Below are 22626 nucleotides of genomic sequence, written 5' to 3' on the forward strand. Positions count from 1 at the left end.
TGACCAAAAATCAAAGTCCACTGTCTAATAGTTTAAGTTTAAAGTATCGTGGGAACTCATTACAAAGGAAATTCTCGGGAAAAAGCCGTTCTAAATACGTTTATCAAATTGAGTCGATGTTCCGACTCGATTCGACACGTGGAAGAAAAGGTTTTTACCAAATACGGACTTACGACCGGGCAATTTGGTTGTTTGGAAACCCTATTCCATATCGGACCGATGTGTCAAAAAGACATCGGGCAAAAAATTTTTTCCTGCGAAGGGAACATCACCCAAATCATCGACAATCTCGAAAAAAGAAAGCTCGTAAAACGAATTCGAAGTGAAGAAGACCGAAGATACATCATCATCCACCTAACCCCCGAAGGAATTTCCCTGATCGAAAAAGCGTTCCCGGAAATTTTGACCAACCTGGTTCACAAGTTTGATCCCCTGACGGAGAAACAACTCGGTGAGTTAGGGGAGTATTGTAAGGAAGTCGGCTTGAATGAGTTCTAACTTCTTATTTAAGGATTAATACTTTAAATTTAAAGTATTTACGTTTGTAAACAGGTAAGAGTTCCCGCAAAAACAGTCGAATGAGTCGCAAATCGGAAGACAATGAACGAATTCCAAATACTTTAAATTTAAATCATTCAGCATCAAAGATTTGCGAATGATAACGTAGGAATCATTTTAGGAGGTAATAGAAATGTTTCAAAAATTCTTCAAAACGGACTCGGATATAGGTTCTTTAATTTTGAGGGCAGTTGCAGGAATCGTAATGTTCCCCCACGGTGCGCAAAAACTTCTGGGTTGGTTCGGAGGATACGGCTTCGAAGGAACAATGGGTTATCTGGTAGGAATCGGAATTCCTACTCCGTTCGCCTTTCTTGTGATCATCGCCGAATTTTTCGGATCGATCGGATTGATCCTTGGGTTATTCACACGACTTTCCGCATTCGGAGTCGGAAGCGTAATGATCGGCGCCACTCTGATCTCCCACACAGAACACGGTTTTTTCATGAATTGGGCCGGCACTCAAAAAGGAGAAGGATACGAATTTCATCTTCTTCTCATGGCGATCTCCCTGGTCCTGATCGTCAAAGGAGGAGGTAAGGCTTCCCTGGATTCCATGATCGAGGAAAAATTGGAATAAAAGGAAACGTCTCCGGGCATCGCCGAACCAAGCGCGATGTCCGGAACTAGTACTTTATAATTTTAGAATATTCTATTTGTCGAAAAAATAACCCGATACCGCCTATTTTTTTCGGTTTTTCCCCGAGGATTTTTTGGATGGACTTTTTCTTTCCGAACCGCGCAGGGGAAAATTCTGAAACAACTTTTCAACACCCCACTTTTTCTCGAATCGAAACCGAAGGATATCCCCGGATTTAGGAGGAATAAAGGACATAGCACGTTCGGTAAGAGCGGTGATCGTAAGACTCGGATTCACCCCGAGATTCGCCGGAATCATAGATCCGTCGCAGACAAGAAGATTCCGATAGCCGAAAACCCGATTTTGCAAATCCACGACTCCGGTTTCCGGTTTCTCTCCTATATTACATCCCCCTAATATATGTGCGGTGGCCGGAATATCCAACAACGCCTCGTTGATGCTGCTTCGAGCGACACCGTCCGTAATTTTCGCAAGCCTTCTTGCAAACTCGTTTGCGATCGGAATATAAGTGGGAATTTTTTCTCCGCTTTCCTGAGTAGAAGACAAAGTCCTACGGAAAGGCCAAATCCATCTCCGTTTTCGGAGGATCTCGATGCTATTATCAACGGTCTGCATCACGAGAAGAATGATCGTACGACGAGCGAATCCGATCGGATTTAGCAAACGAACGCTACTGATCGGATGTTTTAATACTTCTATCAAAAAACGTAGCTGTCTCGGAATGATTCCTCCTCCGTCCACGATGACCCCCGCAGCCAAACCGTTCATAGCATCGGCCCCGTCCGGATAACGGACCGGTTCGATATGAGTATGTTCGTCCGGGAACACGCTCGAAGTAATGGCTACTCCGTGGGAAAGGTCTGCGCCCTTATCTTTCAGAGTGACTCCGATCAACGATTCGCTGTTGGTTCTCACCATATGACCGAGTTTATGCGAAAGTTTCGGAAGAATCCCCTCCTCCCTCATCTTCAAAAGAACGCCTAACGTTCCCAATACTCCGGCGGAAAGTACGACACCCCTCGCCTTTAATACACGTTTGGGAAATCCGAAAAAAGAAGTGGTGCGTTCCGTATGAATCTCATAACCGTCCGATCCATCCTCGCCTAACGGAATCAATGCGACAGCCTTGGTTTCCGCAAAAACCTCCGCACCGGCTTTTTCCGCAAAATAAAGATAATTCTTATCTAATGTATTTTTGGCGTTGTATCTGCAGCCTACCATACAACCGCCGCAGTCGTTGCAGGAATTCCTTTCCGGTCCTTCTCCGCCGAAAAATGGATCGATCCCGCTTTTTCCGAAGTGAACACCGACAGGAGTCCGTTGAAAGGTTCCCTCGATGCCGAAAGTTTGCGCCGTTTCAAGCATATAACGATCCGAATCCCAGATTCTGGGATTTTCAACGACACCTAACATTTGTTTTGCGAGTTGATAATAGGGAAGAATCGATTTTTTTCCGCCCATCTTAGAAACGATTTCATTTTTCCAGAACGGCTCAGGAGGAACATACAACGTGTTCGCATAAACCAAACTTCCTCCGCCCACACCCGCTCCGCTCAAAACCATTACGTCGTTCAGAAAATTGATTCTCTGAATTCCGAAACAGAACAGTTTGGGAAACCATAAGAATTTTCTTAAGTTCCAATTCGTTTTCGGGAAATCGCCGCTATTCCAGCGTTTTCCGGATTCCAAAACTGCGACCTTATAACCTTTTTGCGAAAGTCGAAGCGCAGAAACGCTTCCTCCGAATCCCGAGCCGACGATAACGTAATCGAAGTCGTAAGCCGCTTCGTTCGTATGCGAAATTGTGCGTGATTTCATTTAGGATCCTATCGAAGATTTAAGGGCTCAGAATCTACTCCTTACCGTAGATGCAAAGTCAAAATTGGGCGAATCGGGCGGGAAACGATCACTTCGGATTAAAAAACGGACGAACCGGATCGAACGACTTAAAATCGACCCCGCTTTTTCGCGCCCTTCCCTCTTTACTCTTGCATGAATTTATACGTTTGTTAGGATTGAATCATGAATTCACAGACGTTACATTCCGAATCGGAGTTCAAATTTTACGAAATCTTTGACGGAATCGAAGCCTATCTCGTTTACGGAGAGGAAGGAGAAATCTGGGATCTACGTTCCACATACGTTCCTTCCGAACTTAGGGGCAAAGGAATCGCCGACAGGTTGGTAAAAACGGCGATGAACAAAGCCAGATCGTTGAATAAAAAAATCATACCTAGCTGCTCCTACGTGGCGACATTTTTGGAACGACATCCGGAATACGCGGACATGGTAGCCGAATGATCCATCACGTCGCGATCGGCTCCAAACATCTTCCTCTCCTCGGAGAATTTTATGAGCGACTTCCGGGCATTAAAAAAATCGGGGAAAATAAAAACGAGGACGGTTCGATACGGTCGATTTGGTTCCGTTCGGGTGAATCGATTTTGATGCTGGAATCCGATTCGGAAAACAGGGGACCGAAGGCGTTGATTTTTTCGGCTTCCTCCTTGACTCCGGAGACGTCCGTCTCACTCCCCAGATTCATTCAAGAAACCGAATATACGAAATACTTTAAGGACCCGGACGGAAATCTGCTCGGATATTCATCTTATCCGGAGCCTTGGCCTTTCTGAAGCGCGGACAATATTCCCCGAGCCGCGATAAAGGAGGTCGTCCATGCGTTCTGAAAATTGAATCCGCCGGTAACTCCGTCCACGTCCAAAACCTCTCCCGCAAAAAATAAACCGGGAACGATCCTGCTTTCCATTGTCTTAAACTGCACTTCCTTGCGATTCACACCTCCGCAGGTGACGAATTCGTCCTTAAATTCACCTTTTCCGGAAATTCTAAACTTCGCGTTTTTCAACTCTTCGATCAGAAGATGCGAATCCTTCGAGGAGAATCCCGCCCAAGTTTTCGTAAACGCGCCCGGATCGGATTCTAAAATCCGCTCCCAATAACGTTTCGGAATTCCGAACAAAGGGGTGTTTCTGACCGTTTTAGCCGGATGAATCCGTTTTTCCGTTTCGATCGTTTCTCGGATTTCCTCACGCGACAAAGCGGGCACGAAATCGACCTTTAAAAAAGTTGAATATTCCTTTTCGAAAAGTTCGCGCGCTCCTTTGGCCGATAGTTTCAAAATCGCCGGTCCGCTCAATCCCCAATGTGTCACGAGCAAAGGACCTTCCTGAGCGTAACCTAAATCCGAAAGAGAGCATAACGTATTTTCGAAGGAAAGACCTGCCAGATCCTCGAGACGCGGATCCGATATTTTGAACGTGAACAAGGACGGAACCGGATCGGATATAGAATGACCGAGCGCTTTCAGCCAGCCCCACGCTTTTCTTCCGGAGCCCGTCGCAAAAAGAATTTTAGAAAATTCTAATATTTCTCCGGATTTGAGTTGGATGCGGAAATCGGAGCCTCCTTCCGGCGAAGGGATCGGAGTGACGGAATGGATTTCGGTTTCCGTTCTTAGTTTTACCCCGTTCCTTTTTGCCTCGCGGAATAAAACCTCCAGAATCGTTTCTGAGGAATCGGTAACGGGAAACATCCGTCCGTCCGCCTCGGTTTTCAGCAGAACGCCGCGTTCTTCGTACCAGCGAATCGTATCCTTGGGCCCGAACGTTTCGAAAGCCCATCGCAGCTCGCGCTCTCCTCTCGGATAATGTCTGCTCAGAGGTTCGGGGTCCAGGCAATGGTGCGTAACGTTGCATCTCCCTCCCCCCGAAATTCTGACCTTGGAAAGAAAATTCTTTCCTTTTTCCAACAGGGTCACGGACGCGGATCCGCTCGAAGCGAGTTCGATCGCGCCGAAAAAACCGGCCGCCCCTCCTCCGATGACCGCGACTTTAGGCTTTGATTCGGCGTTTCGATCCAGGGGTTTTGCTCCGCATTTTGAAGGATGAATTCATTTCGTTTTCAATTCCGTAGAAGGTGCGGAATTTTGCATCACGTATTTCTTTACGGGAGCTTCGATTCTACCGATCGTAAAGGAAACGATTGGACGCGGACAAAAATGAGGCGGGAAAATCTTATTCATCCCGCCACACGTATAACTTTTCGTTTAAACGCTTTTGTGAGTTTCTATGTAATGATCGGCGGACAATCTCCCCGAACCGTACAAAGAAAAGTGAAACAACAGAAGAAGTATCATCGCCGCGTAAGGCAGGTTCGAACCCGGAGCCATAAAACCTTCCTTTGCGTGAATGAAAAGAACCGCTCCGATCAAAACTGGAACCTGCAACATCGCCGCAAATCGCGTAAGCAATCCGGACAATAACAAAACTCCTCCGCAGATATGAGCGATCACGATGTAATGGGCGAGTAACGCGGACGCCATCGGTGTTTCGTTCATCTTCATCAAACGAATCAACGCGTCCGTATCCGCCAAAAATTCGAAACCTTTGTAGAGTAAAACCCCTCCCAAATAAATCCGAAGAAAATCGACCAACCAATCCCGATGTTCCTGCAGCCAACGGTTCAAACGATCCATAGTCCGCCTCCCGATTCTTAGTTTTCCGATTTTATGATACTTCCTTTCTTCGGCTTTTGCAAGGGGAGAATATTCGGAATTTCTAAATTATCTCCGTCCGAATCCGCTCTTACGATCGAATCGTCCCCATCTTTCCCGCCTGAAAATCTTCGAACGCCTGATAGATTTCCGCCTGCGTATTCATGACGAAAGGTCCGTATCGTGCCACGGGTTCTTCCACCGGTTTTCCGCCGATCAACAGGAGTTCCCATCCGTTTTGTTCGGTAGCGGGCAACGAGAATCGAACGTCGCCTTCGCTTCTTTCAAACCAGACCATATCACCTTCCCGAACCGATTGCGGTCCTTCTTCGGTATGAACCGAACCGTTTCCGGAAAAAGGAAACGCAAAGACGTTGTAGGAAGCCGGAACCGGAATCGTAACGTCCGCACCGGGAAGCAGATGCAGATGATAATACAAGATCGGAATTTTCGTTTCGATCACGGCTTTGGTTCCGAACACTTCGCCGGCGATCACCCGGAGTTTTGTCTTTCCGTCCGAGGTTTGCACTTCCGGAATGCGTTCGGAAGGAGTATCTTGGTAACGAGGAGTGCTCATCTTTTCGGAAGAAGGAAGGTTCACCCAAAGTTGAAACCCGTGCATCCGACCTCCACTTTTTTGAAACTGCTCGGAAGGAAGTTCGGAATGTACCAAACCGGAACCCGCCGTCATCCATTGAACGTCCCCCGACTTCAATTTGCCGTAATTTCCCCACGAATCCTTATGTTCCATTTCCCCGGTCAATAAATAAGTGACCGTTTCAAATCCTCTGTGAGGATGTTCGGGCGCTCCGATCGCTTTGTGCGGTTCGTATTCTACGGGTCCCATTTCGTCTAATAGCAAAAACGGATCCAGCTGAATCAGGTCTTGAACGGGAAAGGGTCTTCGAACCGGAAAACCTCCTCCTTCCATCGTTCGAAGTGAGGGTCGGATCGTTTTTATTTTTCTTAGATTCATAAATCGAGCGCTCCTATCGCTCACGAAATCACGGTGTAAAAATTTCTCGAATCGAAAAGTACGGACTTCATCATGATAACAACAACTGTAACCTTTTCAGTTTCATATTCTTTAGACGAATCTTTCCGCTTTGTGGCGGATTTTCGCAACCTGACCGTTTGGGGAGACCGGATCAAACTGGTGAATCCGCTTCCGGTACAAAACGCTCCGGAGCTTCCCCGTTTCGAATTACTCTATTCTATCGGGCCTTTCGAACTCAAGGCGAATTATTCCGCAACCGAATGGGAAACGAATTCACGAATGATTATGGAAACCAGTAATTCGTTTATCGATCTCCGCGATATTTATACGTTTCGAAATTCTGATCACGGAGTGAAAATAACGTTCACCAACCATTCCAAACTCAAATTTCCGCACAGTTTTTGGGAGCGTTTTTTCCACGCGGGGATCCGCGCGAGAATCTGCAAAGAAATGAGACAACTTCAAAACTGTCTGCATAAAAACGGATCCGAAACTCCCAAACACTTTCATATAATCCGAAATTAGGTTTGGGAACTTAAATTCGTCTTGCACAAATTCCTTTTTTAATATACAGATGATAACTGTTAAAATCGGGTTTCTACATTGGATGACAACATAATCCCCGTACCGGCCGACGAATCCGCGCGTTTAAAAGCGTTGTTGGCTTATAAGATTCTGGATACGCCCGCAGAGGAAAAATTCGACTCGATGACGCAGATCGTTTCGTTTATCTGCGATACGAAAACCGCACTCATTTCTCTCATCGACATGAACCGACAATGGTTCAAAGCCAAAACGGGAATGGCCGATTCCGAAACACCGAGAGATATTTCCTTTTGCCAATACGCGATCCTACAAGACGACATTTTCGAAATCGAAGACGCGCACTTGGATCCCCGATTTAAAAACAATCCGCTCGTAACCGGCCCTCCGTACATCCGTTTTTACGCGGGCGCCCCCCTCAGAACGCCGGAAGGGTTCAACGTGGGAACGTTATGTGTCATTGATCCGAACCCGAAACGACTGAGTCAAAAACAGAGACTGATCCTGAAAGTCCTCGCGGAACAGATCATATTCAATTTCGAACTGATCAAAACGAACCGTGAGTTGATCGCGGTCCGCAAAAAAGAGGAGCAGTTACAGAATTACAAAAGCCAGTTTTTCGCCAATATGAGCCACGAAATACGAACTCCGGTCCACGGAATTCTGGGCGTTGCCGGGCTTTTGGCGGAAACCGAACTCCAAGTCGAACAGCGAGAATACGTGGACACGATACGGAAAAGCGGAGGGCTTCTCCTGAATCTTTTAAACGATATTTTAGATTTTTCTAAATTAGAATCCGGTCATATGAAAGTCGAAACGGTTTCCTTCGATCTGGTCGAACTTTTGAAGGACGTGTATTCCCTTTTCGAGTTGGAAGCCAGAAGAAAAAACGTGGAATTTACGCTTCGTTTCGGGGATAAAAATTCCCTAATCATCGTAAGCGATCCGAACCGGCTTAAACAAGTCCTGATCAATCTCATCTCGAACGCCTTTAAGTTCACCGAAAAGGGAAAGGTTTGTTTGGAATTAGAAACCGGATCTGACGACGGAAAAACCTCCGAAATATTCTTACGAGTAAAGGATACCGGAATCGGCATTCCGGAATTGAAACTCGCCGAACTCTTTCAGGCTTATACACAAGCCGACACTTCCGTATCTAGAAAGTACGGAGGAACGGGACTCGGCCTCGCCATCAGCAAGAATCTTTCGGAAATGATGGATCTACAACTTACGGCACGAAGTACGATCAACAAGGGCAGCGTTTTCGAAATTTCCGGAATCGTAAATCTCGCGGAAAAGTCGGAGGTCAGCTTCGAGCAAAAGAAGATCGTATTCAATTCCAACGGAAGCCCGGTCCAAGATCTGCGAATTCTCGTCGCCGAAGACAACGAAACCAATCAAATGTTGATTCGAAGATTGCTCGAGAAGTTGGGATATCGACCCACGATCGTATCCAACGGAATCGAAGCGTTGCATCATATCGAAATGCAGGGTGCGGACGTTTTGTTTCTGGACATACAAATGCCGGAACTGAGCGGAATCGACACCGCCAAAATCCTGAGTCAACACACGAACCAATCGATGCGTCCTTATATCATCGCGATTACGGCTAACGCGAGCGCTTCGGATCGCGAGGCCTGCTTGAACGCCGGAATGGACGACTACATAAGCAAACCGTTTCATAAAGAGGAAATCGCCGCGCTTCTGAATAAATACAACGGAAAAAAAACCTTTCCGTAAGGACCGGAAAAGGTTTTAGAACGGAAACGCGTTCGGTTTACGCTAACGTAGAAAATTTTCGATCATACGTTTCCCTTCGTCAGTCGCAAACGATTCCGGATGAAATTGAACACCTTCCACGGGAAGAATTTTATGTCGAATTCCCATAAGAGTCGGATATGTTTCGTCCGTTTTTGCGGTTATCTCGAGACAAGCCGGCAGATCTTCGGGATCGGCTTCCAGGGAATGATAGCGCATCACACGGATCGATTCCTGAATTCCCGAAAAAATTCCCGCTCCGTCGTGGGAAACACGGGAAGTTTTTCCGTGAAAAGGGCGTTCAGAACGCCGCAAACGGCCCCCGAAAGATACGACGATCCCCTGCATTCCTAAACAAACTCCGAATATTCTAATATAAGGATTTTTTAATTTTAAGATGGACTCGGAAACTCCGAAATACGCGCGGTCCTCCGGACTTCCCGGACCCGGCGAAAGGACTATGTGCGTCGGATTCACCGCAAGTACGGCTGATAAGTCCGTACGATCCTGACGGAATACGGTGAGGACGCCGGTCTTTTTCGGGCGTTTTAGAGTCTCCTCCAAAAGATCGACCAGGTTGTATGTGAACGAATCGTAATGATCTATGACGACGCAGCGTATCATGACAGATATTCCTCCACGGCGGATTTTATAGCTTTTAATTTATTTAGAATTTCATTATATTCTAACTCTTTTTCCGAATCGAAAACGATCCCTGAGGCCGCCCTTGAATACGCGAAGTTTCCCGATTTAAACAAAGAACGTATTAAAATACAGAATTGCGCGCTTCCGTCCAAGGATAAATAACCCAGAACTCCTCCGTAAGGTCCCCGTTCTTCGGATTCGATTCGGCGGATGATCTTGATCGATTCCACTTTGGGCGCTCCAGAAAGTGTTCCCGCCGGAAAAACCGACGCCAAACCGCCGAAACAATCCTCATCCCGTTTTAGGATTCCGGTAACTTCGCTCGAGATGTGTTGCACGTGTGCAAACTTTAGGATCTCGAATTCTTTGCGCAGACGAACCGTTCCCGTTTCGCAGATTCTTGATAGATCGTTTCTATGAAGATCGATCAGCATGGAATGTTCTGCCAATTCCTTTTCGTCGCTTAATAATTTCCCGGTAAACGTACGATCTTCTTCCGGAGTTTTGCCTCTCGGATACGTTCCCGCCAACGGATAAGTTTCCACGATCCGATCATGATGTGAAAACAAAAGTTCCGGACTGGAACCGGCCATCTCCAATTCCTCGTCCTTGTAATAGAATAGATACGGAGAAGGGTTTTTCTTTTTCAGGGAACGGTAGATCGGAAATATATTTCCTTCGATTTTAAATCGTTCCTCGAAGCCTATTTGACATTGAAACGTATTCCCGGCGGCGATCTCTTCTTTGGTTTCCGAGAACATACGGAAATATTCTTCTTTCGTTTTCGAATATCCGGAAACGGTCACGCTCACATTTCCGCTTTCGGAATCTTCTTCGCCCAAAATCGAAAGAAGTGATTCGATCCTATTTTTCCGATAGAAGAAATATTCCGCCTCTCCTTTGAGGCGATCCAAGACTATCCCGTCCAAATACAAACCGAACGAAAAAAAGGGGAATCCGTTTCTCCCAGCAAGTGCCGTCACCGGCTCGAAGAAGAAGACGGAATCGTAACTCAGATAACCGACCAAACCGCCGTTGTATCGTTTTGAACGTTTGGCAGACGGGAATAAGGATCGTAGGGTTTGATAAGGATGTTCCGAAGAAAAAACGCGGCCGTTTATCTGAAATGTGTTTTTGCCTCCCCTGAATCGAAACGGAGGCTCAAAACCCAAAATCGTATAACGGGAATTATTCGAATACTCGGGATGACTTTCCAAAAGAAAACATCCCGAGTATTTTTTTGTTAAGCGAAAGAAGAAGGTTTCTAATTCCTCCTCACGAAGCGGAAACGACAAACTCTCCGGTTTTTCCGGAAGGGAACCGAGATATCGCCTCAGGCTTTGGATCCGACTGTACATAATGCACTCCTGTAATTTCCGGGATATTCCGGAACAAGTTCAGTATTTTCTCCGGTTCAGCGGAGCGTATAACGATCTGTATTTCTTGCGTTTGATTTTCCTTGTCGCGCCAGAGGCGCCAATCCTTCCAATCGATCGACTTTCTCGAAAGAATTCCCGTCAACCTCAGAACCGCGCCCGCTCCTTCCTCGGAAATCATGTGAAAGGAAAAATCAACTTCGTTTTCCGCAGATAAATTCATATAATATTCTCCTAAATTTTAATATTCTAATGTATCATTTCACGATTGGCCTTACCGGAGGGGACCATCGGAAGAACGTGCAGTTCCGGAAGGACGTTTAAAACCGCGAACGAAGGCCCTTCCATCGACAAGATCTCGGTCAAAGTCTCCGATACGGTCGTTTTATCTTCCAAAATAAACGACGGAATTCCGAACGAAGAGGCGATCCTTGCGAAATCGGCGGGTAACGTAAATCGTGACGCGGAAAAACGCGAACCGAAAAAGAGTTCCTGCTGCTGACGCACCAATCCCAGATGTCCGTTGTTCATCAAAAGGATCGTCACGTTTAGACCAAGCTCGCGTAACGTGTCCAATTCCTGTATGTTCATCATGATCGATCCGTCTCCGGATACGCACACGATCCGTTTATCGGGTAAGGCAAGGGCCGCGCCGATCGCCGCGGGAAGACCGAATCCCATCGTTCCTAACCCGCCCGAAGTCAGAAAACTTCCCTGTCTACGGAACGGATAGTATTGCGCGACCCACATCTGATGTTGACCGACGTCCGTCGTGAGAACGACCTTATCGCCTGCGATATCCGCGATCCGTTTGAGGATAGAAAACGGATGTAGAACGTCTTCTTCGCCGGGTTGGGGAAGACCGTAGGATTCTTTGAGAAATCGAATCCGCTCGAACCACTTCTCCCTGGTCCGGGTAGGAATCGGTTCCCGGAACGGTCCGTCTAACAGTAGTTTGATGACTTCGTGTACGTCGTGTTTCAGGGAAAGATCCGGGGTTTTCAATTTGCCGATTTCCGTCGCATCGAGGTCTACGTGAATGATTTTCGCGTTCGGACAGAACTCGCTCAACTTTCCCGTGGCGCGATCGTCGAATCGTACGCCCAATGCGATCAAAAGATCCGCTTCGTCCAGTGCCATATTGGTAGCGCGTGATCCGTGCATTCCCAACATTCCCAAAAAGGAAGGATTTTCTTCTGAAAGAATTCCGAGGCCCATCAAAGTGCAGACCGTCGGGAACCCGCTTCTTTTTTGTAGGATTCTAAACGCCTCCGCTGCGTTCTGACGATTTAATCCTCCGCCGACGTAGAATACGGGACGTTGCGACCGTGAAATCAAATTGTCGAAATCGGAAATCCAATCCGCGGCGATAGGTCCGAAAGTTTCATTTTTATGAATATTCCAATATTCTAATTCTTTGGATTGGTCCCATTCGATTCTTCCGAACGCCACGTCTTTCGGAACGTCGATCCAAACGGGGCCTGGGCGTCCTTCCACGGTCGTATTCCACGCCTGCGGAAGGATTTTTACCAAATCTTCGGTCCGTTTTACGAGATAACTTCTTTTGGTGACCGGTATCGAAAGTCCGAACGTATCTATCTCTTGAAACGCGTCCGTTCCGATCAACGCGGTAGGAACCTGCCCCGTGATTGCGAGTAACGGAATCGAATCCATCTTTGCGTCCGCGACGGCAGTAATCAGATTGGTAACTCCCGGCCCGGAGGACGCGATACAAACCGCGGTTTTCCCCCCGGCACGCGCCATTCCTCCCGCGATAAAACCGGCGCCTTGTTCGTGCCGAGCGAGTACGTGCAGGATTTGACTTCCGTATAACGCGTCGTAGATGGGAAGACTGGCTCCTCCGGGAATTCCGGCGACGACTTCGATTCCCGCGTATTCCAAAAAACGAACGATGAGTTCCGCTCCGCTCAAATTCATATCGAGCTCCTTTGACAAATTCGATGTTAAGAATCTGTTCGTATATCTCGCAGATCGGTCCCAAAATAAAAAAGCCTCCCCCGGCTTTACACCGGAGGAGGCTTTTCTTAGGATTGCGCCTGAAGTTACTCTCTACAGCGTAAAGCGGGGTCCCGGTGGCCGGACGACCACCACGAGCACGAGCCACACCATCACGAGTGTGTTCGAAATCACTTGACTTGTTACGTTGTTGAGTTTCATAAAACGGATTCTTAATCCAGGTTTGCGGTAATTCGTTCGGAACTTCAAGTCATTTTTTGCGGAAAATCCGTTTTTGATTTCTCGTTTCGGAAGTCGGGATAGAATTGGTCCTTCTCGTATATTCTTAAAATCTAATTTAATAGGATGAATTCCAATGGCACAAGTGACTCTCAAAGGCAATCCGATTCCGCTTGAAGGCAAAATTCCCGCACCCGGAGACAAGGCTCCGGAGTTTAAGGCGGTGAAACAGGATCTTTCCGAATTCGGCCTCAAAGACTACGCGGGAAAAGTCAAAATTCTCGTTGCGGTTCCGAGTCTCGACACATCCGTCTGTGCGATCGAAACAAAAACCTTCAACGAAAAGGCGGCCGGTTTGGACGGAATCGCCACCTTGATCATTTCGGGCGATCTTCCCTTTGCGATGAAACGTTTTTGTTCCACGGAAGGAATCGATTCCCCGAGTTTAGTGACCGGTTCGCAATACAGGGATTTTTCTTTTTCCAAAGCGTATGGAACTCATATAGCCGATGGTCCGCTCAAAGGTCTTTCCGCAAGAGCGGTTTTCGTCCTAGATAAAAACGATACGGTGCGTTATGTGGAGCTTGTGCCGGAAATCGGTTCGGAGCCGAATTACGCGGCCGCACTCGCTGCGGCAAACGCGGCCCTTTGAAGTAGAATCGTTGTTCGTGAGTTCGTTTCCGGCCCGTTAAAACCGGGTCGGAGATCCGCGGAATTTGATACTGCAAACGGTTTGTAGAACGAACTTCGTGGGAACTCACACCGGTTTCGGGTCGTATCGGATGAATTCGCTCGTTTCGGACCCGGATTTTCCCTAAAACGTAGGAACTCCCCGTTTTTTACCGACCACGAAAGAATCCCAAAATCACGAATGTCCGACGAACCATCCGTGATTTCCCGAAAAAGGGGGAGTTCCCACACTTCCGCTGCATCGGCAAAATCTTCGTACAACAACGGATCAACGGAAAAAGTTCGCGGTCCTCCGACATAACAACCCTAAAACACCGAATCACAAACGCTCTACGACGACCTTCGGCCCGTCGTCAAACAATGCTTCGACGGCCTCTTCCCAAGAGGCGATTTTCTGAGTCACCTTACACGGACAAAAGAGCGGGTGTTCCGACAAATGCAAAAGTTCATGCAACGTAGGTTGAACATTCACTCTTCCGGTGGAAAAACTTACCCCTCTGCCGTACATTTCCAAAAGGGGAATCGAAGTTTTTTTCGTATAATAAATTCCCACACTCGTACAATGACCGCCGGGGAGAAGCGAACGGAGCGCAAAACTCAATCCGTCCGGGTGAGCGCTCGCATCCACCGTGATCGGATATTTCGTATCGGGTTCGGGAAACGAACCTCCGACCTGTATAACTTCCGCACCGAGATCCGACGCAATCCGAATCCTCCTAAGATCATTGTCCACATAGGTAACGGAAGAACCCATCGACTTCGCAATCATAACGGAATATAAACCGACACTTTTAGCGCCGCCGCCCACTACCAAAACGGGAGCACCGGGATTCTTTTTTAAAAAGGGACCGACCGTCCGATAACCGTCCGGAATATTATCGCTCATACTCGCGGCGTCCGAAGGAGACATCGATTTCGGAAGAGGGATCAACATAAAATCCGCAAACGGAACACGAACAAGATCGGAAAACGCCCCTCCCCAATGTTTACCGCCCAGATCTCCGAAACCATACATGGAACGCGGAGGAACGGAAATACAACTGTTGGTCAAACCCGCCTTACAGTTGTTACACGATCCGCAGGCGATCTGAAACGCGACGATCACCTTGTCCCCCGGTTTAACGGAACGGACCCGATCTCCGACGGATTTCACTTCGGCTACGAATTCGTGACCGAACGGATAGGGACCTCGAAAAGGAGCTTTCCCCAAAGCAGTATTTCGAATCAAACCGAAGGCGTGATTCCGGATCCAGTGCAGAAGTTTATTCCGAAATGGCGCCTCGCCCTTCAGGATCGCAAGATCGAGATCACAACGCGCCACGGCGATCGGCTCCACCAAGGCGTCTCCGTCGGATTCCAAACGGGGCTCGGGAACCTCCCTCCACTCCAATTTTCCGGGTTTTAAAAACGTCAATTGTCTCATATACCACTCCATAGACCATTTAGTCTACTTTAATACATACAGACAAGTCTGTCTACTTTTAAATAAAAAACAAACTCCTCCGTCAACCTTGTTTTTCACTCCTTCGCATCGTATTCCGCCCTACTCGGGGAAAAAACCGCCGTTTTCGAGCTTCAAACAGGAACTTCCGGAGAATCGCGTATAAAAAAGAAAAGACCCTCGAACCTTTGGGTCCGAAGGTCTTTTTTTGCATCGTTAAAAGTCCTTCGCGGAAAAAAAGTTTCTACCCGGAAACAATAACGAGTCTCCGAACGAAACGGTCGCTTGGACGTTCTAAGAGGATCTTTCCGTCAGATCAAAAACTTCTTCGTAAACGCCACGAGACGTTTCACAAAATTCGTGTAAGGCGGATACATTAGCTCCACCGAACTCAGGGAAGCCTGACGAAGTACGGAACGTTCGTGCGAGAACGCCTTAAATCCGAAATAACCGTGATAACTTCCGTGCCCGGAATGATTCACCCCCCCGAAAGGAAGATTGGGATTCGCGAGATGAAGAATCACGTCGTTCACGGCGACTCCGCCCGAAGAAGTTTCTTTCAGGATCTTTTTGACGGCCCGGTCTTTTTTTCCGAAGATGTACAACGCAAGCGGTTTCGGTTTAGAGTTGATCTTTGCGATCGCGTCGTCCAAGGTCTCGTACGGAATGAGCGGAAGCACGGGCCCGAAAATTTCGTCCTCCATGATACTTGCATTTTCCGGAATATTACTCAGGATCGTAGGTTCGATATAATTCTGAGTGGCATCGGTATCGCCGCCCATTTCCACCTTCGCGCCTTTTTCCACCGCTTCGTGAATGTATCCGGAAACACGATTGAAGTTCCGATCGTTGATGATTCTGCAGAAGTCCGGATTCTCCTTCAGCGATTTGCCGTTCTTGGTATAAAATTCCTTCACAACGGATTTGGCTTCTTCCACGAACGGTTTGACGAGATCGTTGGGTATGAGCAGATAATCCGGCGCCACACAGGTTTGTCCCGCGTTCAACACTTTTCCCCAGACGAGTTTTTTCGCGGCCTTTTTGAGGTCGGCGCTTCGATCGATCACCGCGGGGGATTTTCCTCCGAGTTCCAAAGTCACACTGGTCAAATGTTTCGCCGCCGCGGCCATCACGATTTTTCCGACCTGCGTGCTTCCCGTAAAAAAGATATGATCGAGCGGGAGATCCATCAATGCTCCGGAAACCTGATAATCGCCTTCGAACACTGCGACTTCCTCTTTTGGAAAAACTTCGGAGACGATTTTCTGCGTAATACGCGTGGTGGCCGGCGTAAATTCGGAAGGTTTAATCATCACCGTATTTCCTGCGGCGATGGCCGCAGCCAAAGGAGCGAACGTCAGATAAAACGGATAATTCCAGGGTCCTATGATCAGAACCACTCCGCGGGGTTCGTAGATGATTTGACTTTTGGCTCCGAAAAGAGTCATCGGAGTTTTGGCCGAAACCGGTTTCATCCAACGTCGCACGTGATGGATCGCGTCGTTGATTTCGGAAATCGAAGGCATAATTTCGGAGATATCCACTTCTCTCTCGTTTTTGCGGAAATCCTCGTTCACCGCTTTTTCGATTTCAGGAGTGTATTTTACGATCGCCGCTTTTAGTTTTTTTAAACGATGAATTCGGTCGGAGGCCTTGGTGAGTTTCATCACCTTATGAAAGTGCTCTTTTTGTAACTTGAACACTCGTTCGATTTCAGCCTTATCCAAAGGAGGATACGATGGAGTCTGGTTAGAATTCGGTAATTTTACCGGAGATTCCTGTAAAGTTGGCATTGGAAGTAGCTCCTTAATCTAGTCACTGAGGTAATATTCGAAAATATACCCGTTAGGCGGACTGATTCTATCATCTGCGGAATCAAATGCAATTCTTTTTACTGACCCGGAGTCGATTCGCGGAGAATTCTTTATCGATTCGCGTATTTTTTAGACAAACCTCCGAGGAATAAAAATCGGAATTCAAAGAAGGAAACTAAGAGGTAGGACAGCGCAAGGAACGCTCCTGACTCGGTGAAACGCGGTGGGTTCCGAATGAAAAAAGGAAAACACGTTAGACGCTCATTGACCGACCGCCCTGTGTTAGATCGACTGAAAATTGGACGTAATAAAAAAAGAAATTCCAAAACGGATTCTCGCGTATTCGGAACGAAAACGGCATCGATTCTTGGAAATATTTTTCCAAGAATCGGCGCCCGGATTTTCCGATTACTTGACAGAAAAGGAATCCATTCGGAAGAATTACGTTATGAGTCAGACCAAACAGTTAGAGTTGCATCATCATGAAACCCTCGGACTTTACAGCAATTTAAAAGATCTGAATCATCCCGTTCTGGAAAACACTCCGGTTCATTACAGATTCCACAATCTTACGGAAAACGTGGACTCGATCATCAGCCGGACTCTTGACCGTTACCTTCTTCAACTCGATATCATTTACGTCCGCGATTCGGTTTTCACTACCCTCAAGGAAACCATAGCAAATTCGATAAAGGCGAACATCAAACGGATCTACTTCCGCGAATTGGAAGCAGACATACAAAATCCGGAAGTTTATAAACAGAAGATTTTAGGATTCAAAAAGAAATACATCGACAATAAGGAAAAATACGAGGAGCTTCTGTTTAAGAACAACTTCGTCGTTCTCGTGTCCTTTATCCACAACAAGGACATGATCCGGATCCGTGTGATGAACAACGTAAAACTCAGCCCCGCCGAGGTGGAGCGGATCAATCTTCGGATCGAAAAAGCGAAACAATACAACGATCTTTCGGAAGCGTTTTTGGAAGCCGGAGACGAAACCGAAGGCGCGGGTCTCGGATTGATCATGTCTTTGATGATGCTCAAAAACGACGGCCTTTCCGCGACCTCGTATAAGATCGAAAGTCAGGGCAACAGCACGAGCGTAATCATCGACATTCCTCTCGTCATCACCAAAGAGAATTTTCAACTCCAGAAAACCGAGGAGATCATCAAAAACATAGACGGCCTTCCTACGTTTCCCAAATCCATCCAGGATATTCAGGCGATGATCGAACGACCGAATTCTTCGATCTCCCAGATTGCGGAAGTGATCAAAAAGGACGTCGCACTTTCCGCGAACATACTTAAACTCGCCAACTCGGCCGCGTTTATCCGCGCTAACAAAGTGGAGTCTCTGGATCGTGCGATCCAATTGATCGGATTAAAGGAGTTGAGCCAACTCCTTTATTCGTTGGGAACGAAGCAGATCCTCGAAGACAAGTTCCCCGCCTTCCTTACGATCTGGGACAAATCGAATCAATGCGCGTTTTATTGTAAGCTGATCGCCGCAAGAATGAATCTGCCTAGGGACACGATCAGCAATCTGATGTCCGCGGCGCTGTTGCACGATATCGGTGAAATCATACTTTTGTCCCTCGAAGAAAGAACTATGAACAGTATCGGAAAAATTTCGGCCTCGAAAGAGATCGCTTCCGCGGTTTCCATGGAGGAAGCCGCATTAGGAATCACTCATACGAAAGTAGGAGCCCTGATCGCGGAAAAATGGAACTTCCCCGATATCTACGCCAAAGCGATGGAGTTCCACCATAGGGCTCTTTTGATCGACGAGGAGTTTGCGCCTTATATCTATCCGATCTATCTCGGAGACATGATGATCAAGATCAACAACGAAGAGGCCAAATTCAGCGAAATCCCCGAAAAGATATTGGAATACTGTAAGTTCAACAGTTCCGGCGATTTCCACTCCTTCCGCACCAAAGCGCTTGAGAACTTTTTAGCCAGCGTTCGTTGAAAGTAGTTTAGAATTTTCTAAACTACCGAAACTTGGGAACTCCGCGTCGTAGAAAGGAATACTGCGAAGAGGAGTTCTGCGACAACCGTTACTTTTTTTCGCGATGAAACGGCGGAATCCGGTCGTTTCACTTTGGTCGAAACGGATGTCGCATTATATCTGTTCGTTTAACAAAATATACCGTTCGGATTATTGTCCTCCGATGTCGTTCGTGCGAGAATATTCCTCGTTCAGGCGTTTGTGCCGGAGGATCCGATGAAAAAAGTTTCCAAGTATGCGGGTTTCGTTCTGATGGGTTTTGTCCTATTGGGATCGTATTCTTGCAATAACACGCAGGATCCCAATCTTCTTTGGCTTTTAAGCGCGACACAATCGAATCCTGCGCCGGCTCCCGACGGAGAACAATCTTTCAGCATCGTCGTCAACGACGAAACCGCTCCGCCCGACTTCGTATTCGATACCACCAAGACGATCAGTGTCAACATTCAGGTTTTGAGTCCGGAATCGCCCGTTTCCGGAAGTTTGGTACAAATCTTTAACACCGATAATACGGCCCAGAAGACGATCTTTCGCGCAGTGACGTCGGAGAACGGGGAAGTGAAAGGAACGTTCACCATCGACGAAGCGACCCGAAAAGTTTTTTTGAAAGTGGAAGCCTTCGGTCAACTGTACGAAGCGACAGTGGAGGTGATCCACACGAGTAGCATTTCCCGGAGAATCACCGTCGTAGTCAAGGGGAACAACGTTCTTCTTCCGGATTCGGACGAGGACGGAATCGTGGATCGGGACGACGCGTTTCCGAACGATCCTACCAGGGCTTCGACTTTCCGTTATCCGACCGAAGGATATTATACGATTTCCTACGAGGATTTGTTTCCCAATCAGGGAGACGCGGATTTCAACGATTACAACGTCCGCGCCGTTTTCGAAGAGGATTGGAACGCGCAGGGAAAGGTGGCGCGGATTCGGGCGAATTTCGTTCACGTCGCCAAAGGTGCGGGTTACGACCATACGCTTCATCTGAGTATTCCGGGAGCGACCGCTTCCGATTACACTCTCACCCGGTTCGGATACGACGGAACTACCGTGGAAAGTTCTACGGGCGGAACGAACACTGCCATCGACTCGATGGAGATTCTCCCGAGATCCAATACTACGATTCCATCCTCGAATACATCCCGCTCCCAAACTGTTTTCAAAAAAGGAAAATCCGCGGCTTTGGAGGTCATCCTACAATCGCCGGTCGCTCGGGCGATTCTGGGTCCGGCTCCGTATGATACGTTCGTCCAAGTGATTCATACGGGAAAGGAAATCCATTTTCCGAGAAAGTATTTTGATTCTTCCGGCAAGGACTTGTATCTCGATTCCACCGGATTTCCCTGGGCGCTTTTGGTTCCGGGGAATTTTCGATGGCCGTATGAAAGTACGGACATTCGAAAATCCTATCCTTCGTTTCAATCTTGGTATGAATCGGAGGGGAGTTCCCACAACGACTGGTATATAACTCCTGTATCGTCGGAAGTTTTTCCGGCGACGAATTGAACTGCTTTTCCCCGGGATTTTCTTTCCCGGGGATTCTTTTTTTTCTTTCATTCCGATGCGATTGTCGGAGGATTCGATCCTCTTATGCGAGATTTGAAACTTAAGAATCCTAGACTTCGTTCCCAACCAGCTTCTTTGGAATCCAATCTTTCCCCGAAATTCTTTCTAAACCTTTTGAAAGAAATCGCTCCGATCGTGGCCATCGACGATCGGCGTAGTATTTTATTCGCAAACGAATCGTTTCGAAAAGAATTCGTGGGGAGTTCCCGCAGCGTGATCGGTAAAAATCTCTTTCGGGTTTTTGGACTCAACCCGGTCGATCAAGAGGAGATGGAATCCAACATCGATCTTTCCAAACGAAGCAAAGTGCAGAATCAGGAATTCCGGAAACAAAAAATCTACTACGGTTATTCTGTGTTTCGATTCGGAGAAAGCATCGGGATCATCCTTAAGAATATTACGGAAAACAAACGATTGGAAAAAAAAATCGCAAGTCTTCATACGAAATTGCTCCAATCGCAGGAAGAGGAAAGAATTCGACTTTCGCGGGAACTCCACGACGGAGTAGGACAAACGATTCTCGCGGCCAAACTCAATTTCCAAGCCTTCAGTCGGAACCCCAAAATCTACGGCGCACAATTCGATACGGGTCTTTCGCTCATCGATAAGGCAAGCCAGGAACTGCGGGATATTTACACCAACCTTCATCCTTCCACATTACGCGAAATCGGATTGGAGGCCGCGATTCGTGCGCTCAGTTCCGACATTTTTCCTCCGATGGACATAGAGGCGGAATTGGATCTCAGCCTAAAATCCAATCTGCAACCGCAGATCGCCAATCAAGTTTTTAGAATCGTGCAGGAAATCTTCCAGAATACGATCAAACACTCCCAAGCGAAACGGATTCATCTGAAAGTTCAGATCAAAGGAAGACAATTGTTTTTGGACGCAAAGGACGACGGAATCGGTTTTCAGGAACGAAAGGTGCGCGCCCGATCCTCAGGTTTTGGACTTGAAAATATCAGAAGAAGAGTGGAAGATTTAAACGGTAAATTTAAGATTGATTCCTCCGCGGGGAACGGAACTAAATTTACGATCCGGATTCCATTGGAAAAAGAAAAAGTATAACGACGGAAGTTATGAAACCTGCGACTAAAATATTCCTAGTAGACGATCACGCCATCTTGCGGGAAGGATTGAAGATGATTCTTTCCGAACAACCCGGTTTGGAAATTTGCGGAGAATCCGGAGACGCCGAAAAAGCCTTGGATCAGATCGGGAAACTTTCTCCCGACTTGGTCATTACCGACATTTCTATGCCCGGCTTAAGCGGAATCGATCTTGTCAAAAATCTGAGAAAGTATTATCCGCAGATCCGCTCCATCATTCTCTCCCGTCACGACAACAAAGAATACGTTCAAAAACTTTTAGAACTGGGAATCAACGGGTACGTTCTCAAAGACGACGCCGGAAACGATCTACTCCGTGCGATCGAAGCGGTTCACAAGGGGGAAACGTATCTAAGTCCGGGAATCACGTCTCATTTTCTTTCCGGATTCGTAGGCGGAAAACAAGGAGAGGAAAATCAGGACGCCAGAAAAGCGTTTTCGGTTTTGTCGGATCGAGAGCGGGAGATTCTAAAACTCGTGGCGGAAGGTAATTCCAACGAGGCCATCGGTAAAATTTTGAGGATTTCGCCTGCGACCGTCAAGGTACACCGCGCGAATATCATGAAAAAACTGGATCTGCATAAGGTCGCGGACCTTGTGATGTATGCGATCCGCGCCGGTTTGATCGAATCCTAATTCGTGTTAGAGTGCGGTTTCCGGGGAGTTCCTACAACTTCTGAGTTTGTTCCAAGTTCCACGGATGCAAACCCCTTGTGGAACCGCGGTCGGCTTGGGCTACGCGCCGTTTCTCCCGTCTTCGGACCACGTAAAAGTTCCCGTAGAGAAAAACCTGTGGGAACTCACACGA

At 47.4% G+C, this 22626-nt stretch carries 22 protein-coding genes; 11 read left to right on the forward strand and 11 right to left on the reverse strand.

Going from position 1 to position 22626, the window contains the following annotated elements; all coding sequences use genetic code 11:
- Positions 1-48 precede the first annotated feature (48 nt).
- Positions 49-498, forward strand: a complete 450-nt coding sequence (locus tag EHQ17_RS08785) for a MarR family winged helix-turn-helix transcriptional regulator (RefSeq protein WP_135595341.1) — start codon at positions 49-51, stop codon at positions 496-498.
- A 193-nt stretch (positions 499-691) separates the two neighbouring features.
- Positions 692-1138, forward strand: a complete 447-nt coding sequence (locus tag EHQ17_RS08790) for a DoxX family protein (protein ID WP_135595340.1) — start codon at positions 692-694, stop codon at positions 1136-1138.
- A 102-nt stretch (positions 1139-1240) separates the two neighbouring features.
- Here the strand turns inward: EHQ17_RS08790 and EHQ17_RS08795 are convergent, their stop codons facing one another.
- Positions 1241-2977 (reverse strand): GMC oxidoreductase, encoded by a 1737-nt coding sequence (locus EHQ17_RS08795; protein WP_135595339.1) that lies wholly within the window; start codon positions 2975-2977, stop codon positions 1241-1243.
- A gap of 204 nt (positions 2978-3181) precedes the next feature.
- Between EHQ17_RS08795 and EHQ17_RS08800 the strand changes: the two genes are divergently transcribed.
- Positions 3182-3460 carry a GNAT family N-acetyltransferase gene (locus EHQ17_RS08800; protein ID WP_135595338.1) on the forward strand — a complete coding sequence of 93 codons (279 nt, stop codon included), beginning with the start codon at positions 3182-3184 and terminating at the stop codon, positions 3458-3460.
- Positions 3457-3792, forward strand: coding sequence for a VOC family protein (locus tag EHQ17_RS08805; RefSeq protein WP_135595337.1), 336 nt, complete (start codon positions 3457-3459; stop codon positions 3790-3792). Before EHQ17_RS08800 ends, EHQ17_RS08805 begins: the two co-directional genes overlap by 4 nt.
- Here the strand turns inward: EHQ17_RS08805 and EHQ17_RS08810 are convergent.
- The 3 genes from EHQ17_RS08810 to EHQ17_RS08820 form a co-directional block, all read right to left on the reverse strand.
- Complete coding sequence (locus tag EHQ17_RS08810) at positions 3768-5039, reverse strand: BaiN/RdsA family NAD(P)/FAD-dependent oxidoreductase (protein WP_135595336.1); 1272 nt, start codon at positions 5037-5039, stop codon at positions 3768-3770. The two genes, EHQ17_RS08805 and EHQ17_RS08810, sit on opposite strands and share 25 nt — an antisense overlap.
- A 186-nt stretch (positions 5040-5225) precedes the next feature.
- Complete coding sequence (locus EHQ17_RS08815; protein WP_135595377.1) at positions 5226-5645, reverse strand: DoxX family protein; 420 nt, start codon at positions 5643-5645, stop codon at positions 5226-5228.
- A 118-nt stretch (positions 5646-5763) separates the two neighbouring features.
- Positions 5764-6648: a pirin family protein gene (locus EHQ17_RS08820; protein WP_135595335.1), complete on the reverse strand. Its 885-nt coding sequence runs from the start codon at positions 6646-6648 to the stop codon at positions 5764-5766.
- A gap of 72 nt (positions 6649-6720) precedes the next feature.
- Here EHQ17_RS08820 and EHQ17_RS08825 point away from each other — a divergent pair, with 72 nt between their 5' ends.
- Together EHQ17_RS08825 and EHQ17_RS08830 are read left to right on the forward strand one after the other, a co-directional pair.
- On the forward strand, positions 6721-7194 hold the full coding sequence (locus tag EHQ17_RS08825) for an LIC13081 family protein (RefSeq protein WP_135595334.1): 474 nt from the start codon (positions 6721-6723) through the stop codon (positions 7192-7194).
- Between the two features lie 78 nt (positions 7195-7272).
- Positions 7273-8952: a GAF domain-containing hybrid sensor histidine kinase/response regulator gene (locus tag EHQ17_RS08830; RefSeq protein WP_135595333.1), complete on the forward strand. Its 1680-nt coding sequence runs from the start codon at positions 7273-7275 to the stop codon at positions 8950-8952.
- 42 nt (positions 8953-8994) lie between these two features.
- Here EHQ17_RS08830 and EHQ17_RS08835 read toward each other — a convergent pair whose 3' ends face one another.
- From EHQ17_RS08835 to EHQ17_RS19780, 5 genes are all read right to left on the reverse strand, one after another.
- Positions 8995-9594, reverse strand: a complete 600-nt coding sequence (locus tag EHQ17_RS08835; protein WP_135595332.1) for an anthranilate synthase component II — start codon at positions 9592-9594, stop codon at positions 8995-8997.
- Positions 9591-10973 (reverse strand): anthranilate synthase component I family protein, encoded by a 1383-nt coding sequence (locus EHQ17_RS08840; protein ID WP_135595331.1) that lies wholly within the window; start codon positions 10971-10973, stop codon positions 9591-9593. The genes EHQ17_RS08835 and EHQ17_RS08840 overlap by 4 nt, the downstream gene beginning before the upstream one ends.
- Complete coding sequence (locus EHQ17_RS08845; protein ID WP_135595330.1) at positions 10891-11214, reverse strand: hypothetical protein; 324 nt, start codon at positions 11212-11214, stop codon at positions 10891-10893. Before EHQ17_RS08845 ends, EHQ17_RS08840 begins: the two co-directional genes overlap by 83 nt.
- 26 nt (positions 11215-11240) lie before the next feature.
- Positions 11241-12929, reverse strand: coding sequence for a biosynthetic-type acetolactate synthase large subunit (gene ilvB, locus EHQ17_RS08850; RefSeq protein ID WP_135595329.1), 1689 nt, complete (start codon positions 12927-12929; stop codon positions 11241-11243).
- 132 nt (positions 12930-13061) lie between these two features.
- Positions 13062-13217, reverse strand: coding sequence for a hypothetical protein (locus tag EHQ17_RS19780; protein ID WP_167881127.1), 156 nt, complete (start codon positions 13215-13217; stop codon positions 13062-13064).
- Between the two features lie 106 nt (positions 13218-13323).
- On the opposite strand from EHQ17_RS19780, the gene tpx reads away from it, so the two are divergent.
- The gene (gene tpx / locus EHQ17_RS08855; RefSeq protein WP_135595328.1) at positions 13324-13839 is read left to right on the forward strand and encodes a thiol peroxidase; all 516 of its coding nucleotides are present in this window, start codon (positions 13324-13326) and stop codon (positions 13837-13839) included.
- 357 nt (positions 13840-14196) lie between these two features.
- On the opposite strand, the gene EHQ17_RS08860 is transcribed toward tpx, so the two are convergent.
- Together EHQ17_RS08860 and EHQ17_RS08865 are read right to left on the reverse strand one after the other, a co-directional pair.
- The gene (locus EHQ17_RS08860) at positions 14197-15300 is read right to left on the reverse strand and encodes a zinc-dependent alcohol dehydrogenase (RefSeq protein ID WP_167881128.1); all 1104 of its coding nucleotides are present in this window, start codon (positions 15298-15300) and stop codon (positions 14197-14199) included.
- 329 nt (positions 15301-15629) lie between these two features.
- Positions 15630-17111 carry an aldehyde dehydrogenase family protein gene (locus EHQ17_RS08865; protein ID WP_135595326.1) on the reverse strand — a complete coding sequence of 494 codons (1482 nt, stop codon included), beginning with the start codon at positions 17109-17111 and terminating at the stop codon, positions 15630-15632.
- A gap of 469 nt (positions 17112-17580) precedes the next feature.
- Between EHQ17_RS08865 and EHQ17_RS08870 the strand changes: the two genes are divergently transcribed.
- From EHQ17_RS08870 to EHQ17_RS08885, 4 genes are all read left to right on the forward strand, one after another.
- Positions 17581-19107, forward strand: a complete 1527-nt coding sequence (locus tag EHQ17_RS08870; protein WP_135595325.1) for an HDOD domain-containing protein — start codon at positions 17581-17583, stop codon at positions 19105-19107.
- Positions 19108-19398: 291 nt separating this feature from the next.
- Positions 19399-20649, forward strand: coding sequence for an LruC domain-containing protein (locus EHQ17_RS08875; RefSeq protein WP_425460696.1), 1251 nt, complete (start codon positions 19399-19401; stop codon positions 20647-20649).
- A gap of 84 nt (positions 20650-20733) precedes the next feature.
- Complete coding sequence (locus tag EHQ17_RS08880) at positions 20734-21777, forward strand: sensor histidine kinase (protein ID WP_135595323.1); 1044 nt, start codon at positions 20734-20736, stop codon at positions 21775-21777.
- 11 nt (positions 21778-21788) lie between these two features.
- On the forward strand, positions 21789-22454 hold the full coding sequence (locus EHQ17_RS08885; protein WP_135595322.1) for a response regulator: 666 nt from the start codon (positions 21789-21791) through the stop codon (positions 22452-22454).
- The last annotated feature ends 172 nt before the right edge of the window (positions 22455-22626 follow it).

Origin of the sequence: Leptospira gomenensis, assembly GCF_004770155.1 — a bacterium.
In the GTDB taxonomy this organism is placed as follows: Bacteria; Spirochaetota; Leptospiria; order Leptospirales; family Leptospiraceae; genus Leptospira; species Leptospira gomenensis.